The 17,439-nt window shown below is 41.9% G+C and carries 15 protein-coding genes and 1 pseudogene; 7 read left to right on the forward strand and 9 right to left on the reverse strand.

What is annotated here, in order from left to right:
• Together QNK26_RS11150 and QNK26_RS11155 are read right to left on the reverse strand one after the other, a co-directional pair.
• On the reverse strand, positions 1-981 hold a 981-nt coding region (locus tag QNK26_RS11150; RefSeq protein WP_319222952.1), incomplete at its 3' end, for an inorganic phosphate transporter.
• Positions 982-1,003: 22 nt separating this feature from the next.
• On the reverse strand, positions 1,004-1,684 hold the full coding sequence (locus tag QNK26_RS11155; protein ID WP_319222953.1) for a TIGR00153 family protein: 681 nt from the start codon (positions 1,682-1,684) through the stop codon (positions 1,004-1,006).
• Positions 1,685-1,971: 287 nt separating this feature from the next.
• Between QNK26_RS11155 and QNK26_RS11160 the strand changes: the two genes are divergently transcribed.
• Positions 1,972-3,465, forward strand: a complete 1,494-nt coding sequence (locus QNK26_RS11160) for an inorganic triphosphatase (RefSeq protein ID WP_319222954.1) — start codon at positions 1,972-1,974, stop codon at positions 3,463-3,465.
• 66 nt (positions 3,466-3,531) lie between these two features.
• Here QNK26_RS11160 and QNK26_RS11165 read toward each other — a convergent pair whose 3' ends face one another.
• The 5 genes from QNK26_RS11165 to QNK26_RS11185 form a co-directional block, all read right to left on the reverse strand.
• A complete protein-coding gene (locus tag QNK26_RS11165) occupies positions 3,532-3,852 on the reverse strand; it encodes a hypothetical protein (protein ID WP_319222956.1) in 321 nt (106 codons plus the stop codon).
• 23 nt (positions 3,853-3,875) lie between these two features.
• Positions 3,876-4,517, reverse strand: a complete 642-nt coding sequence (locus tag QNK26_RS11170; protein ID WP_319222958.1) for a hypothetical protein — start codon at positions 4,515-4,517, stop codon at positions 3,876-3,878.
• A gap of 118 nt (positions 4,518-4,635) precedes the next feature.
• Positions 4,636-5,328 (reverse strand): PspA/IM30 family protein, encoded by a 693-nt coding sequence (locus tag QNK26_RS11175; RefSeq protein ID WP_319222959.1) that lies wholly within the window; start codon positions 5,326-5,328, stop codon positions 4,636-4,638.
• Positions 5,329-5,351: 23 nt separating this feature from the next.
• Positions 5,352-5,765: a YjfI family protein gene (locus tag QNK26_RS11180; protein WP_319222961.1), complete on the reverse strand. Its 414-nt coding sequence runs from the start codon at positions 5,763-5,765 to the stop codon at positions 5,352-5,354.
• A 195-nt stretch (positions 5,766-5,960) separates the two neighbouring features.
• The gene (locus QNK26_RS11185) at positions 5,961-6,857 is read right to left on the reverse strand and encodes a DUF350 domain-containing protein (protein WP_319222962.1); all 897 of its coding nucleotides are present in this window, start codon (positions 6,855-6,857) and stop codon (positions 5,961-5,963) included.
• A gap of 192 nt (positions 6,858-7,049) precedes the next feature.
• Between QNK26_RS11185 and glnE the strand changes: the two genes are divergently transcribed.
• Positions 7,050-9,914: a bifunctional [glutamate--ammonia ligase]-adenylyl-L-tyrosine phosphorylase/[glutamate--ammonia-ligase] adenylyltransferase gene (gene glnE / locus QNK26_RS11190; protein ID WP_319222964.1), complete on the forward strand. Its 2,865-nt coding sequence runs from the start codon at positions 7,050-7,052 to the stop codon at positions 9,912-9,914.
• A 119-nt stretch (positions 9,915-10,033) separates the two neighbouring features.
• On the opposite strand, the gene lpxL is transcribed toward glnE, so the two are convergent.
• Together lpxL and QNK26_RS11200 are read right to left on the reverse strand one after the other, a co-directional pair.
• On the reverse strand, positions 10,034-10,990 hold the full coding sequence (lpxL, locus tag QNK26_RS11195; RefSeq protein ID WP_319222965.1) for an LpxL/LpxP family Kdo(2)-lipid IV(A) lauroyl/palmitoleoyl acyltransferase: 957 nt from the start codon (positions 10,988-10,990) through the stop codon (positions 10,034-10,036).
• A gap of 145 nt (positions 10,991-11,135) precedes the next feature.
• Positions 11,136-12,476 carry a TolC family outer membrane protein gene (locus tag QNK26_RS11200; protein WP_319222966.1) on the reverse strand — a complete coding sequence of 447 codons (1,341 nt, stop codon included), beginning with the start codon at positions 12,474-12,476 and terminating at the stop codon, positions 11,136-11,138.
• 278 nt (positions 12,477-12,754) lie between these two features.
• Between QNK26_RS11200 and nudF the strand changes: the two genes are divergently transcribed.
• The 5 genes and pseudogenes from nudF to QNK26_RS11225 form a co-directional block, all read left to right on the forward strand.
• Positions 12,755-13,390, forward strand: a complete 636-nt coding sequence (gene nudF, locus QNK26_RS11205; protein WP_319222967.1) for an ADP-ribose diphosphatase — start codon at positions 12,755-12,757, stop codon at positions 13,388-13,390.
• 224 nt (positions 13,391-13,614) lie between these two features.
• Positions 13,615-14,439, forward strand: coding sequence for a 3',5'-cyclic-AMP phosphodiesterase (gene cpdA, locus QNK26_RS11210; RefSeq protein WP_319222968.1), 825 nt, complete (start codon positions 13,615-13,617; stop codon positions 14,437-14,439).
• A gap of 97 nt (positions 14,440-14,536) precedes the next feature.
• Complete coding sequence (gene yqiA, locus QNK26_RS11215) at positions 14,537-15,118, forward strand: esterase YqiA (RefSeq protein WP_319222970.1); 582 nt, start codon at positions 14,537-14,539, stop codon at positions 15,116-15,118.
• A gap of 27 nt (positions 15,119-15,145) precedes the next feature.
• Entirely contained in the window at positions 15,146-17,035 is a 1,890-nt protein-coding gene (gene parE / locus QNK26_RS11220) for a DNA topoisomerase IV subunit B (protein WP_319222971.1), read from the forward strand.
• Between the two features lie 110 nt (positions 17,036-17,145).
• Positions 17,146-17,439 (forward strand): annotated as a pseudogene (locus QNK26_RS11225) (hypothetical protein); the annotation flags it as partial.

The following is a 17,439-nucleotide window of genomic DNA, read 5'->3' on the forward strand; positions in this document are numbered from 1 at the left end:
ATGACCCATAGTCGCTAGACCAATGACGATACCTAAACCACCCAGTGGTAAGATCCACCATGTGATTTCAGCTTTCTCGGCAATTTCGCCACCGTGTTCAACGATAGATACAACTGCGGCTAGTGGACCGATCGCGTTAGCTACGTCATTTGAACCGTGGGCAAATGCCATCGCACAAGCGGTGATAATCATTAAGATACCAAATACTTTCTCCACATTTGAGAAATGCATATCTTTATCGTTGCTTGGGCTATATTTTTGCTTACTGATATAGATTGCACCAGCAATAGCGACGAGTAAACTGATTAGCGCTGAAGCGATTATGCCTTCCGTCGTGGTTAAATGTAAACCAACATGTTTTAGACCTTTCTTAATCGTTACCATCGCGATCACAAACGTTGTTAAAGCCATGTAGAACGGCACATAACGTTTGGCATTCGCAAGTGGGTCTTTGGTATCAAATATGAGCTTTTGTATGCTCATAAAGGTGACATAAGCGATGAGTCCGGAGAGTATCGGGGTTATCACCCAACTCCCAACGATACCACCTGCTTTACCCCATTGAACGGCTTCTGGACCAACACTGACAACAGCAAAACCTACGATTGCACCAACAATAGAGTGCGTGGTTGATACTGGCCAGCCAAATACTGACGCGATCATTAACCAAGTGCCTGCAGCAAGCAGTGCCGAGATCATGCCAAATGCTAAGGCATCTGGACGGTTAGATTCTTTAAAGACTGCAAGGTCAACAATACCTTTACGTACGGTATCTGTTACTTCACCGCCAGCTAAATAAGCCCCGGCAAACTCAAAAATCATCGCAATAATGATTGCTTGTTTGATTGTTAATGATTTTGTACCAACAGATGTGCCCATTGCATTTGCAACGTCATTTGCACCAATACCCCATGCCATATAAAGGCCGAAAGCTGCTGCAAGGATCAGTAAAATAGGGCCGTATGCTTGAATGATTTCCATTATTTATATACCTGTAGTGATCTTAATTACGCGCTAGCATTAGTTCGAGACGGGCGCCAACAGTTTCGGCTTGGTCTGCTAATCCGCCAACCCACTCTAAGATTTTGTAAAGGAACATAACATCAATTGGATTGTAGTTATTTTCAATTGAACGTAATTTTTGACGTAACACGATCTGCATTGCATCAGTATCATCTTCGATACAATCAAGTTCGTTAATCATGTTTTCAACAAGATCGACTTCGCGACCTTTAAAGCCAGTTTCAATTAACTCATCTAGTTCATTAATGGCTTTCTTAGCCTGTGCTGTTGCGTCAATGCAACGTTTTAGATAAGTAGTGAAGTCATCTGCAATTTCGGCTGGAAGTTGTAAGCTACGACCAACGACTCTGCCAGCAATATCTTTCGCACGGTTAGCGATTTTATCTTGCTGAGTGAGTAGGTCTAGCAGATCGGTACGATCCACAGGCATAAAGATACCACGTGGTAGCTTAAGGCGAATTTCACGTTTCAATACGTCAGCATCTTTTTCACATTGAGAAATTTGCTGACGGATCATTTCCGCTTTATCCCAGTCTTTTACTGCAGTAGCAGCAAAGAAGGGTACTAACAGTTCACAAGTCTCATGCACTTTCGTGATGTGTTCTTGTAACGGTGTAATCGGCGACTTCGCAAAAAGTCCTAAAATAGTATTTACTGGCATAGCCATAATCCATGTATGTGACAATAAGATGTTCACTTTTAAAGATGGCGGGAATGTTAAACAACTCTCACGAGTTTGCAATATAAAAATTGCCTTATTAGCGATTGAATTAGACCAAAATCAATATTTTTTTATTTTTAAGCGAGAATCTTATTTGTTAATTGGAGATTTAACCTTAGACAGGTTTTAAAATAATTGGTAAATTTTGTATCTTAAAGTGCGGGATATCGGGATATATTGGTTTATCTACGCATTATTTTTATACTTGATGAGTCTAGCGAGGCCGGATGAGTACGGAAGTTGAAATAAAATTTGTTGTGAAACCACAAGTTAAGTCACAATTAGAAGTATTATTAGCTGATTACGTGATTATAGAACAGGCGATTAAGCCTTTATCTAATACTTATTTTGATACAACGACGTCCCAATTTCGTCAATTCGACTTTGGTTTACGCACACGTAAAAGTTTAGATTTTGCCGAGCAAACCATTAAAACGGCTGGTATTGTTCGTGGTGGTTTACATCAGCGCCCGGAATACAATCTCCCTCTACAGGGTGATGTACCGACATTAGCTGACTTCCCTGCGGAAATCTGGCCAAGCGGTGCAGATATAGGCCAGTTGCAAGCGGATTTAGTGGATTTGTTTACTACTGATTTTGAACGCACCATGTGGCTTATCCAGCTGCCAAATAAGGCTGAAATTGAAGTTGTGTTTGATCAAGGCATGGCACGTAGTGGTGAGCAAAGTTACCCTATTTGCGAAATTGAGCTTGAGCTCGTGCGGGGTGAGGTGGATGATCTGTTTACTTTAGCGCAGCAAATTAGCCAACTGGGCAATGTTCGTTTAGGTAATGTCAGTAAGGCAAAGCGAGGTTACCAACTAGCCGGTTTATATACGCCAAAAATTAAACCGCTGACCTTGCTGATGCCAGCTGTGGATTCGGAAAGTCTAGCGGATATCTTCGTTAACACACTAACCCAAAGTTATGCGCATTGGCAGCATCATGAACAGCAGTATTTAGAGACGCAGGATATTAGCGCGTTGGTGGAAGTTGTAGCTGCGGTAGCATTGATCCAACAAACGCTGCAAAGTTATATCGACATTTTACCCGAGATTAACTTTAAACATACTGAATTAGATTGGTTATTACAGCAGTTATCTGCGGTAGGCAGTGCATCACAATTACAGCAGGTAATGATTAATAACAGCCAATTAATCGCTAAATTTCCTGAGCACAAACGTATTACTAAAGAATTACAGGCGCTGCAAAATCGCTTTGTTGATTTTACTGCCATTGACGGATTATTTAATAGCCCAAGATATGCCGGTATTATGCTGTCTCTGAGCCAATTACTTAGCCACGGTCTCAGTGGGGTGAAGCTCGATACCGCTAACGTACTGGCGTTTGCCAATATCCATTTACAAAAAAGCTGGCAGAGCGTGCTCGACTCTGTGTTATCTGCTCCGGTACTGAGTGCTGATGACTATTTAGCCGTACAAGCGAAGTTAAAACAAAATCTCTTAATCGGCCTTTGTTTTAGCCACCATTATGCCGCGGATTGTCGTGATAAATTTCGTTTACCTTGGCTAGATATACTCCAGGGCATTGATGATTTAGCGGTATTACAGATACTGATGGGGGTTGCAACACAGCAATCTGAAGCGATCGCAACGCAAATAAACAAGATCTTAATACGTAAACAAAGGTCATTATTAGATGCGTTAGAACAAACTCGCCTGCAAGCATTGACGATGCGCCCATATTGGACGGAAGAATAGTTCAGTGGGAAACAATCAGTGACAGGTTATGTCACTGATTGCTGTAGATGTTGCTAGCTGGCTCGGTTATTCCGAAAACTTGACTAGATCATCAATAACTAATTTTTTAATTTCTAGTTGTTGTTCTGGTTGTAAGCCATATTTTTCAGCCAGCTCAATATAATCTTGGTTGTTTAACGACACAGTTAGGCGCGGCCTTTTTGGCCGTTTATTAACGGTTAAACCAAGAATGTCTCGGATCTGTTCTGACGGGCTTAAGTTATTGTCTAATGCCGCTTTTCGGATCTTGTATTGGATTTTTTCATCCATATCAAATGCCACTTGAACAGCTTTCATCGCTTTTTGCGACGATTGCCATTTTTCCGGCAACTCACGTGATTTAACCATTTTCAATCTGCCTTGTACTGTGTTTATGCTATTGGCCAGTATCCGGTAATACTGTCATTACCAAGCTGTACGGTCAAGTACACGTCAGTATCGCCGTTATTATGCACCATAATATCGAGCAGTTTGTTTTCTTTAGCATCATGTAAATGGTAGAACTCAAACTGACGGCCTGGATTTTCATCGCTATATTGCGAAGGGGCTGAACTTCTAAAGTCAGCGCGATGATGATAACCGACTGTGGCCATATTTTTCTGGTAATAACGGTCAGCATGCCAGTCGCCGAGTGATACCGGCAGTTCGCTGCTTAATTCAGTGAAGCCATCTTCAAATACATCACTAAATAATTCTAAATCAAATAATTGTGAGACTTCTTCACGGGTTAATTCAAGACTCAGTTGGAAATTATTATGGTCGTGACCAGGCAGCGATAACCACACATAAGTTTGCTGCTCGCCTTGCAGTTTAAAGCGCGGATAGCGTTGGTGTTCAAATTCCAGGGTTTCGATTGCGATCACTTCAAATTTTTGGCGGCGAACTTCACTCGGTAAAGTAAAGCTATCGCTAAATTCGATAATATCACCGAGAATTAATTTACTGACATGATTGAGATCGCGGGTTGGGGTATCGGGTGCAGATTTTTTAAATAAATTTTTGAAGAAACTCATCATGGCTCCTAAACGATTAAAGATTAAGGTATCGCAGAATGACAAATAGGAACAGCACGTGTTACCACAGTGACTGCTCCTATTGGGGATTAACTGACTATTTAATTAGTCGTTAAACTTAGCTGTTTTGCTTGGCTTTTAAACGCTCTAATACTGAGTTCGCGTTGCTTTGTTGCTGGCCAATACCGGCTTCAGCTAATTTTGCTTTTAATGATTGGTCACTGCCTTCGGCATGTAATTCATCCGCGGCAACCATGCGGTCATCAAAGTCTTGTTGTTTTTGCTTAATACGCTCTAGTGAATCTTTGGCACTGAGCAGTTTTGAATTGCTCGCGCTAAAGTTATCAGTGATCGCCGAGGTTGCTTTTTGTACGCTATCCGTGGTTTTTACCATGGTTAATTGACGTTGATGATCCGCCAGTTGACGCTCGCTTCTCTTCACTAAATCTTTTAATTTGGCGGCGTTGCTGGTGAAGCTATCTAGGTTTTGCTGCTGTTCGATAACTTGTTGCTCTAGTTGCGCAATTTTTTCAGCGACTTCGAGTGCTAATGCTTCATTACCGGCATTTAACGCTTGTACTGCATAACCTTCGTGCTCAGTTAAGTTGGCTTTAACACGTTCAAGTTCACGGCCTGATTGCATTTGTTTCGCCATCACGTCGGTTAAATTACGTTTCGCATTAGTTAAATGGGTTTCGGCGTCGCGAATTTCTTGTTCGAAGATACGCATTGAGTTTGCATCAACAATACCTTCACCTACTTCACGGGCGCCACCGCGGATAGCGGTCATAATTTTCTTAAAAATGCTCATAAACTTCTCCTTCGAAGTAGGGCTTAAACTAAATAATCTGATAATTCGGTAATAACTTCGAGACTGTTATCACTTAGTACAACTAACTCATGCTCTACATCGGCAATGGTTGATTGTACTGATAACGCGCCGTATACCACATACATATCATCAATTTTAGCGAATGATGACAGTGGCATTGGGATGTTAAGCTCTAACATCGCTTCTAGCATTTCGACCCGTTTTTCTGTTTTAACTTCGTTTTCGCCCCATAAATAAGCAATGCAAAGAATTTGCTCATCAGTGACAGAAACAAAAATTGGAATTTCTTCACGACCTTCAATATCGACACGTAGTACATCAACATCGCCAGAGATTGGTGTACAGTCAAACTTATAACCTGTGTCAGACTTGTCGCCAAGATCATTAAGATAATTTGCAATTTTATGTATGTTCATCTTGTTCCTTTTTGACATATTATGTCTAAGTGAGATTAACTTTAAGCCTCGAGACATAATATGTCAAGCGACTTGCTCTTTATTTATCATATTTTATATATGCCGATTGCTTTGTTTGGTCCAGTAATCGGTCTGAAAGTTCATTGTCATCAATAAACTATAACCTGTGTTGTTACTCGCATCAGCACCAAAGTATTAACTTAATAATGCCATCAGGATGAAGGCGATTGATAAATTGATGGCCATGTCCATTGCTGCGACGCCGACATTATTTTGCAAGTCGACTTCTTTATTAATATTCACGCCATTCAAGATTATTTTTTTGGCAATGATAGCAAGGATAGTAAATGTGGTCAGCATGACCAAACTAAATAGAATCCACGAGCCTAATGTGGTCATCAGATTGGCGGTATCATAATAGATATAGTTGCTGGCAATCGTTACCGCGATCGCAACACCAATAAGATAACCGCCGTGGCGCAGTGCCACCGCAATATTATTATCTTTAAAAGCCTGCTGCATCGTGGTGCCCAGATTACCGCGTGAATAGCGGTGTTCACGATAACGAGTCATTAGCAGCATAATCGTTTGCGAAATGAGGAAACCACTAAAGATAGCGATAAAGGTAATTAACTCTAAACCTTCAGCCCAGATTAGTGTTGAGCGAATAATAATTGCGGTAGCAATGGAGGCGCAAGCATCGACAATTGCAACTGCGACATTACGTTGTGCAATTTCGGCATTTTTATCGAGCAGATTAAGTGATACACGGTCATGGATCCAACGACCCAGTTTGATCAATACCAATCCGGCGAGCCCATAAAGACTCATGCCTAATATTTCTAATGGCAAGGTGGCGGCTTTTTCTCCCGAAATAGCGCCAGAAAGCACGATGCCTAAAGCAAAAGTAGCGCCAGCTAAACTGATACCAAAAGCAAAATTGTCGCGCTTGGCCAGTTCATCAATGGTATCTATGTTGTCGACAGCCCCAGTGAAAAAGCGCATTGCCGATAACAATGCTAAAGCGATGATCAGGTCGATAAATAAGAATAACCACAACTCCGACGATAAGATAGTTTCAAACACAGACATTAAAGGGGTCCTTCTGTTACGATTTTAGCTGCCATAATCTTGCTCTAAATGGTAAGTTTACTAAATAAATTAATATCGCTAAGTAATAACATGTAAGGCATGGCCTGTCTATACGTGCATTGTTGATATAAAGAGCGGATATAAATTGTTGAATTAATTGGAACTCAAGCCTTAATTATATGGATGTCGTTTATGAGTACAGAATGTCAAATTGTTGATGTATTAGCGGATACTGGCAGTATTTACTGGCAGCGTTGGTGTGAGCGTAATGAGTGTGGTTTAGGCCTGCTGTCTGCCGAGCAAATAGTACTGAGCCAGCGGGTGTTTTCGTTAAGTGATTTTATTGCTGAAAGCTGTATTAACAACCCCGGTTTGCTTAACGATATTTGGCAGTCTGGACTCCTCTCGCAAGCATCCCGTACTACGCAAGTCGAAGAGCATTTAGCAGAGCTGTTAGCGGCTTGTGATTCCGAACCGGCACTGTTACGCACCGTGCGTCAGTTCCGCCGTTTTCATATGTGCATTATTGCATGGCGTGAATTGCTTCAAGATGCTCAGTTAGCAGAAAGTTTAAATCATACTTCGCATCTGGCCGACAGTCTGATTGAAGGTGCGCTGAATTGGTTATATGAACTGCAATGTAAGGAGCAGGGCACCCCGGTTAATCACGCCGGTGTGAAGCAGCAGTTAGTTATCTTAGCCATGGGCAAGCTCGGTGGTGGCGAACTTAATTTCTCTTCTGATATTGATCTTATCTTTACCTATCCAGAAACCGGCGAGACCGTCGGTGCCGGACGCTCGGTGGCTAATCAGAAATTTTTCCAACGCCTAGGGCAGCGATTAATTGCGGCATTACATCAATTCACCGCCGATGGCTTTGCTTACCGCGTGGATATGCGCTTGCGCCCGTTTGGTGATTCGGGTCCTTTAGTTATGAGCTTTAATGCGTTTGAAGAATATTATCAAAATCAAGGCCGTGACTGGGAGCGTTATGCCATGGTTAAGGCTCGAGCTTTGGGCGGTAATGCGGAAACTCGGGTTGAATTAGAGCAGATGTTACGGCCCTTCATTTATCGCCGTTATGTGGATTTTAGTGCTATTGATGCACTGCGTAATATGAAAGCCATGATTAAAGCAGAAGTGCGCCGTAAAGGTTTAAAAGATAATATCAAGCTTGGTAGTGGTGGCATCCGCGAAGTGGAGTTCGTCGCTCAAACCTTCCAGCTTATTCGTGGTGGTCGTGAGCCGGTATTACAAATTAAATCTCTGTTAGCGACCCTAAAAGTATTACAGTCTCTGGGGGAGATCTCGACCGAGAGTTATACCGTGCTGACCGAGAGTTATTGTTACTTGCGCCAAGTTGAAAACATTCTCCAGCAAATCAATGATTGCCAAACCCAAACCTTGCCACAGTCAGTACTTGATCGTAGTCGCTTAATTAGCGTGTTAGGTTATCCTGATTGGGATAGTTTCTATACCCATGTCAATCAAGTTATGGTGCTGATCAATCGCGAATTTAGTCAGGTAATTGGTGGTGATGACGAAGATAACGCAGAGTCACAGCCTGCGCTAGATTTATGGCATTTAGACCTATCAACGGACGAAGCGGTCATTTTACTGGCTGAATATGGTTTGGCTGAGCAAGATGCGCAACATTTTGCCCGTGGTTTAAATCATTTTAAAGTTGATTATGAGCGTAAAACAGTGGGGCCTCGGGGCCGACAAACAATTGAAAAATTATTGCCTAAACTGCTGTTTGCAATCCTTAACGCCGATGATCCTGTCGCGCTATTACCGCGTATTATTGCCTTGTTAGTCAAGATTTTAAATCGTACCGCTTATTTAGAATTGTTAGCTGAAAACGATTTAGCATTAACTCAGTTATTACGCTTATGTGGCGCTAGCTCGATGGTGGCGAAACAGTTGGCGAGTCACCCAATCTTATTAGATGAATTATTGGTGCCGTCACATTTATACCACCCGACGCCACTGCATGAGTATCGCAGTGAATTGCGCCAGTTTATGTTACGCATTCCAGAAGAAGATCAAGAGCAACAATTAGAAGCATTGCGTCAGTTTAAGCAAACCCAATTGTTACGTATTGCTGCCGCGGATATTGGTGGTGAATTAGCGTTAATGAAAGTGAGCGATCACCTGACATGGTTAGCGGAAGCGGTGATTGATAATGTCGTCAATCTGGCATGGCAACAGTTGGAAGAGAAGCATGGTGTGCCACACAATGTCGTTGAAACCGGTAAAAAAGGTTTTGCGGTGGTAGCGTATGGCAAGCTAGGTGGTATTGAGTTAGGTTATGGCTCGGATCTAGATTTAGTCTTTATCCATAATTGTGAAACAGCAGGCATGACTAACGGTGCAAAAATGATTGATAGTCGTCAGTTCTACTTGCGCTTAGCGCAACGTATTATTCATATCTTCAGTACTCGCACCAGTACTGGTATTTTGTATGAAGTGGATATGCGGTTACGCCCATCGGGTAATTCAGGGGTACTGGCCTGTCCGGTATCACGATTCTTAGATTATCAATGCAACGAAGCTTGGACCTGGGAGCATCAATCATTAGTGCGTACCCGTATTGTTTATGGCGATAAGCTCATTCAAAACCGTTTTATGGAAGTAAGGCGCAGTATTATTGCCAAACCTCGTGATACTGCCGAGTTGAAAAAACAAGTAGTGCAAATGCGTTTGAAAATGCGTGATCATTTGTTAAAAGTTAACGCCGAACAATTTGATATTAAGCAGTCAGAAGGCGGTATTACTGATATCGAGTTTATGATGCAGTTCATTGTATTAAATCACGCAGCGCAGATGCCGAAGATCCAACTGTGGCCTGATAATGTCCGCATTATTAGCCGTTGTGTGGCTGAAGGTTTAATGACCGAAGAGTTAGGCTCTAGCTTAACAACCAGTTATTGCCAAATGCGTGATGCCATCCACCGCCTGAATTTATTAGGTAAGAAGGGGATCGTCGCCAATACTCAGTTTGTGGCACAACGTAAAGTTGTCACGGATTATTGGCAACAGTTATTTGCGCTGTAGCCTCTTGCTAAATACAGCGTGTCATTAAGCAAAAATCCTATTGATGCTGGCGAAGCTTGCCTTTATCAATAGGATTTTTCTATTTATTGGTCGCTGTTTTTATTCCATTGCTCTGGCGATTATTTATATAAGCTCGGCTCACCTTCTGGGCGCGTTTTAAAGCGGCGATGTAACCACATGTATTGTGGCACTTGCTCTAAAATTGATTTTTCACATTCTTGATTACAGCGCTTTGCGTCTTCAACTTCGTCACCAGTTGGGAAGTTCTCTAATGGTGCTCGAATAATTAACTGGTAGCGGCCATCAGGTAAACGACAAGAAGACACTGGATAGGTTTTGGTATTCGCACCGGAAGCAAACAGTGTGGTCGCAGTGATCGTACAAGCTTTTTCAACCGCGAAAAATGGCACAAATACGCTACGGCGACGGCCATAATCATGGTCGGGGGCATACCATAATGGTTCACCCTCAGCGAGAATTCGTAACATGCCTTTGATATCACGACGGTCAAATAAACCTTTATTTGACAGCGTGCGCCCACGGCATTGTAAATATTCCATCAATGGGCTTTTATTTGGACGATAAATAGCATGGGCTGGTCGTAGTAAGCCAAAAATACGAGCCGATATTTCTAGCGATAAAAAGTGCGCCCCAAGGATCAGCATACCGTTGCCATCTGCTTTGGCTTGGTCGATGTGCTCTTGACCTTTGATAACCATGTTTTTCTTAATTCGCCAATCAGGCCAAAACCACGCATTGGCTGTATCAATAACCGCTAATCCCGTGTATTCAAAGTTCTCTTTTGCTAGGGCTTTAATTTCAGTATCTGATTTATCCGGAAAGCTGAGCGCCAGGTTTTGCTGCGCTATTTTTAGACGTGACGGTAATATTTTCATTACCAAACGGCCTAAAGCGCGACCCAGAACGGTTTGTACTGCGTTCGGTAACAAAGATATAAACCATAACAGAGTAGCAGCAAACAGTAATGGCCAATTTTTAGGGTGCAGAAAACTGAATTTAAATTTAGTGTTGTCTTTGGTGACCATAGGTTTATCGGTGTTGCTATTATTTTTCATGAAAATCTCATTAATTTTAATCCATTACACTTTTGTAATTGACTGATAATCATACTTAAATGGAGGTTTTTAACTGGTGTGTGCTGCTTCAGATATAGCAAAGGCGACACTGAGGGCCGCCTTTAATTCTGTCGTAAGTATTAATTTAGTTAGTTGCTATTAATCCAGCATTTACTAAATTAATATCTTCAGCGTTCAACGTACCAGCGGCTTGTTTTAACTGTAACATACTAATGATGTAGTTATAACGTGATGCTGATAATGATTGCTTCGATTGGTATAAGCTCTTCGTTGCATTCAATACGTCAATAATTGTACGGGTACCAACACCAAAACCAGCCTCTGTTGCTTCTAATGCACTTTCAGACGATTTAACTGTTTGCTCGTACGCTTTAATAGAACTTAATCCAGCAGTTACGTTGTTGTAAAAAGTACGAATTTGAGTTTGAACTTCACGACTCGCTTTGGTTAATTGCTCTTGGCTTGCCGTTACTTGGTAAACAGCTTGTTTCTCTGTTGAGGTTACCGCGCCACCTGTGTATAGCGGCATGCTAAATTCGATCCCGACGTTACCTGAAGACACTGTGTTTTCTAAGCCTGCGCCACCATTGCTATTTTTATCGCCATAATCGGTGTATTGTGCGCCTGCATTAGCGACTAAATTTAATGACATGTTATCAGCTGAGCTGGCTAAATCGACGTTGCCTTCAGCGATTTGCTTGGCAATACGTTGGATCTGGATTGATAAGTTTTGGTTGTTGGCAGTATCTAACCAGCCATTACGCGTACCATCTGGTTCTGTCGGGCTAAAACGAGCCGTATTCAGTGGTGAAATATCAGTATGGGTTAAGCCCGTGATCTCAGTTAATGATTCGTAGCTGTTAGCTAGGGTATTTTCAGCGTTAATTACTTCTGCTACAGATAAATCAAACGTTGATTGTGCTTCTAATACGTCAGTTTTATCGGTTAGACCAACATTATAACGCTGAGTTGTTTGTTCTAGTTGACGCTCTACCGCATCTTTATTACGGTTAGAGAATTCTAGCGCATCGTTGGCCGTTAATACGCTGAAGTACGCATTTGATACACGTAAGATCAGACTTTGTAATTCTGCTTGAACAGCAAGTTCACTTTGTTCTGCTTGTTTAGCCGCTTGGCTAACATTAATGAAATTGCTTTCTTCATATAATGATTGGGTTAGGGCAATACCAACAGTACCTTTTAACGCATCACCGTTTGCGCTTCCATCAGTTCTGTAATCACTCGTAATACCGTAACCTAGGTCAGCACTTAGGCCAATTTGTGGTAAGTTTGACGCTTCTTGTTCAGTAATTTTCTCTAGTGCTGCATCTCGATTTGCTTGAGCTTCTAAATATAGTGGGTCTTTGGTCAGCGCTTGTTCAAATATTTGTTGTAAATTATCTGCACTTGCTGAGTTTGCAAAAAGTGCTAGGCCGCAGGCTAGAAGAATTTTATTAAACTTCATTAGTGGTTACCTTAGTGTAAGTCGTTGCTGTTATGATTTCGCATAACAATAAATAGTGATAACTGCTTAGTCAAATTAATAATTATCCAAAAGTGATAGTTATTGATTCGATTACTTTAATAATATACTAGGTGTTATCTCGATGCGCGAGTTTTGAACGCTGAATCAATGTCGATATAAAATTATTAGTATATTTACTAGGTATTATCCCTGAACCCTAGCAGCAAACATGGTATTCACCGTAAGTCTTTATTATCAGTATATTTGAGGAGATGTAAATGAAAAGTCGAAACTTAGAAATACAATCTGAGTATGATATTAGCGATATTGAGATCATAAACAAACAACAGGTTTTTAACGGTTTCTTTAAAATCAACACGTATAGCTTTAAACATAGGCTGTTTTCTGGCGATTGGAGTGGTGAAATAACCCGCGAGGTATTTGAGCGTGGTAATGCTGCTGCGGTCATTCCGTATGATCCCAGACGTGATGAAGTGGTATTAATTGAGCAGATCCGTATTCCAACCATTGAATCGAGTTCACAACCTTGGCTGCTTGAATTAGTGGCTGGTATGATAGACAAACAAGGCGAAGATTCTGCCGAAGTCGTCAAACGAGAAGCCCTAGAAGAAGCGGGCGTCACTATTGCTCGCTGTGACTTTATTATGCAGTTTTTTGTCAGTCCCGGCGGTACCAGTGAAGCGCTTGATCTGTATGTTGGTGAGGTTGATAGTAGTACAGCACACGGTGTTCATGGTTTAGCAAGTGAAGGTGAAGATATTCGCGTGCATGTGGTCAGTCGCGAAACTGCTTATAATATGGTGCAAACAGGGCGAATAAATAACGCATCGACTATTATTGGTATCCAGTGGTTACAATTGAATTTTGAAACATTGCAAAAGTCTTGGCTGTAGCGCTACAATAGCCGATTGAGCTTTTCCAACGCTAAGTCATTTGAATCTATGATGATTGGAATAGTGGAAATGTGTGCTGGTCAACAGATTTATTGAGTCTTATTAGGGTATGCTAATAGCTAAGTAATCTTGTAATCGTATGTCGATTGGCAATTGTAATTAGCGTAACTATTTATTATTCGTCATTAGTAGATAACATATAAGGATAAGGGTTAAAGATTATTGTGGGTGCGGACATTTCTAAGTTAGCTGTAGAGCATAATGTAATTAATTTATTGCAAGTGACGGATACTCATTTGTTTGCTAATGCTGAGAAAGATCTTCTTGGGGTGCAAACGCAATTGAGTTATCGCCATGTCATCGATGCCATTCTCCAGAATCAACAACCGTTTGATGCTGTGCTTGCTACGGGCGACATTTCTCAAGACAATACCCTTGCTTCTTATCAATTCTTTGCTCAGCATATTAAACGTCTCGATAAGCCTTGTTATTGGTTACCAGGTAATCACGACAATATTCCGTTAATGGCCGAAGCATTAAAAGCGGAAGGTGTGTTATCGGATAAATATAAAGTTGTGGGTGACTGGCAAATTGTGTTGTTAGATTCGCAATTAAGTGGTTCTCCGGCCGGTTATTTATCGCCAGAGCAACTCGCTATGCTTGATGAGCAACTGACGCTGCACTCAGATAAATATGCGCTAGTGGTATTGCATCACAATACCTATCCGGTGGGGTGCAAATGGTTAGATCAACATATTCTCCGCAATGCGGATGAATTTTTAGCGGTACTCGCGAAACATCCACAAGCCAAGCATGTGTTATTTGGACACGTCCATCAACAGCTTGATAAAACCTACGATGGTATTCATTTTATGGCGTCACCATCGACTTGTTTCCAATTTAAACCGCATTGTGATGAGTTTACGCTTGATTCCCGCGCGCCGGGTTGGCGTTATTTACAGCTGCACAATGATGGGTCGATCAATAGTCAAGTTTGGCGTTTGTCGAATAATGATTTTAATCCCGATCTTGAATCTAAAGGTTACTAATAATCAGGGTAGCCTTGCCTCGATTTTATTGAAATTATCGATGTCATCGGTGTTATAACTCCCTTAGATACAGACAAACTCTGCTTGAGGTTAATAAATGGCTCCCACGCTACTGCTCTATTTGCACGGTTTTAATAGCTCACCAAAATCGGTTAAAGCACAACAAATGGCCGATTATCTTGCTTTGCACCACCCTGAGATAAGCCTCGAAATCCCTAACCTATCTGCTTACCCCCAACAGGCGTGGTTGCAGATAGCGGCGATAGTGGCTCGTTATCCTGATTATCAGCTCGGGGTCGTTGGCAGTTCACTCGGCGGTTATTATGCAACGAAAGTGAATCAAGTCTTTCACTGTCCTGCGGTCATTGTCAATCCGGCAGTTAAACCGTATGAGTTGCTGGTGGATTATTTAGGTGAGAATACTAATCCGTATACTGAAAACACATTTACCCTTGCTGAACAGCACATTGATGAACTACGAGCGCTGGATTGTCCGGCATTAGTTCACCCTGAAACGATCTGGGCACTATTACAGACCGATGATGAAGTGTTAGACTACAGGCAAGCAACAGCAAAATATAATGCGGCAAAATTAACGGTAGAGCAGGGCGGTGATCATGCCTTTATCGGATTTGAACGTTATCTTAGCGATATTTTAACCTTTCTTGCATTCAAGTAGATGTAACGAACAGCATAAAAGAAACTCATGACTCAAGAATATAATGCGGGCTCGATTGAAGTCCTAAATGGTCTCGAACCAGTACGCCGCAGACCCGGTATGTATACCGACACAGTACGCCCTAATCACCTTGGCCAAGAAGTTATCGATAACAGTGTCGATGAAGCGTTAGCTGGTCATGCTCAGAACATTACCGTTACCTTACATGCCGATCAGTCGCTTGAAGTGAGTGATGATGGTCGTGGTATGCCAGTTGATATTCACCCGGTTGAAGGCGTGAGTGGTGTTGAGCTTATTTTATGTAAGTTACATGCGGGTGGTAAATTCTCCAACGATAGTTATCAATTCTCGGGTGGTTTACACGGGGTTGGTATTTCGGTGGTAAACGCATTATCGAAACGGGTTGAGATCACCATTCGACGTGGTGGGCAAATTTATCAAATTGCTTTTGAAAATGGTGAAAAAGTATCTGAGTTAGAAGTGATTGGCACTATTGGGATACGTACTACGGGTACTAAGGTACATTTCTGGCCCGATGCGAGTTATTTTGATTCTGGTAATTTCTCGTCTAAGCGCTTGATGCATAACTTGCGTGCTAAAGCAGTACTTTGCCCTGGTTTAAATATCAAGTTTGACGATAAAGTTAATAAAGAAAAACATGTTTGGTGTTTTGAAAAAGGCCTCGAAGACTACTTAATGGAGTCATTGGATAAGTGGCCTACATTACCTGAGCAACCGTTTGTCGGCAGTTTCTCTGCTAATAACGAAGCGGCTGATTGGGCGGTTATCTGGTTACCAGAAGGCGGTGAATCGGTGACTGAAAGTTATGTTAACTTGATCCCAACGGCGCTTGGTGGTACCCATGTCAACGGTTTACGTCAGGGTTTGCTCGATGCTATGCGTGAGTTCTGTGAATTCCGTAGCTTATTGCCACGTGGCGTTAAGTTAACCCCCGATGATATCTGGGATCGTTGCTCTTATATCTTGTCGGTTAAAATGCAAGACCCACAATTTGCCGGACAAACCAAAGAACGTCTGTCATCACGTCAGTGTGCGGCCTTTGTTTCAGGGGTGGTTAAAGATTCGTTTTCATTATGGTTAAACTCACACACCGACCTAGCTGAATTGCTGGCTGATTTGTGTATTAACAACGCTCAAAAACGCTTACGCGCCAGCAAAAAAGTTGCCCGTAAACGTATTACCAGTGGCCCTGCATTGCCGGGTAAATTAACCGATTGTTCTGGTCAAGACCCAATGCGCTCTGAACTTTTTTTAGTGGAAGGTGACTCTGCTGGTGGTTCTGCCAAACAAGCCCGTGACCGTGAGTTCCAAGCGGTCATGCCATTGCGTGGTAAGATCTTAAATACCTGGGAAGTAGATTCTTCGCAAGTACTGGCTTCACAAGAGGTGCATGATATTTCTGTGGCGCTGGGTATCGACCCTGATTCGGATGATATTTCAGGTTTACGTTACGGCAAGATCTGTATCTTAGCCGATGCCGATTCTGATGGTCTGCATATTGCCACCTTACTTTGCGCTTTATTTTATCAACACTTTAGAGCCATGGTTGAAGCGGGGCATGCGTTTGTGGCTATGCCACCGCTATACCGCATCGATATCGGTAAAGAAGTGTTTTATGCGTTAGATGAAGCAGAGAAAAACGGTATTATTGACCGTATTGCAGCCGAGAAAAAACGCGGTAAGGTTAACGTGCAGCGCTTTAAAGGGCTGGGTGAAATGAACCCACTGCAATTGCGTGAAACCACGATGGATCCAAATACCCGCCGTTTAGTGCGTTTAACCATTGACAATGCCGATGAGACATTCGCAATGATGGATATGTTGTTAGCTAAAAAACGTTCATCTGATCGCCGCACTTGGTTAGAAGATAAAGGTGATATGCTTAGCGATAGCTAATGTTGTTTAAAGCATAAGCTGTCATACATATAGCATAAGGTGTCACAGTAAAGCATAAGGTGGCACGTTTTACTTCTCAGTACTATACTTCTAGTACTGAGGAGAACATCATGATGCGCAGAAGAACCCCTACCAAAAGAAATTTAAATAACCTTCTTTCTAAAAGTATAACGAAGTTCCCCTCTACTAAATCAGATATGTCTCCAACTATAACAGAAAGCCCACTCGAGGCTGATTTTTGCTATTACCTAGAATTCGATAAAGACGTAATAAAATATGAAGCTCAACCACTTTCTTATGAATACTGGTATAGCGGCGAATTGCATTTTTATACCCCTGACTTCGAGGTCTTATATGATGATTTTTCTTGTTACTATGAAATAAAGTTTGAAATAGATATTTTC

This window comes from Moritella sp., assembly GCF_033791185.1.
Taxonomy (GTDB): domain Bacteria; phylum Pseudomonadota; class Gammaproteobacteria; order Enterobacterales; family Moritellaceae; genus Moritella.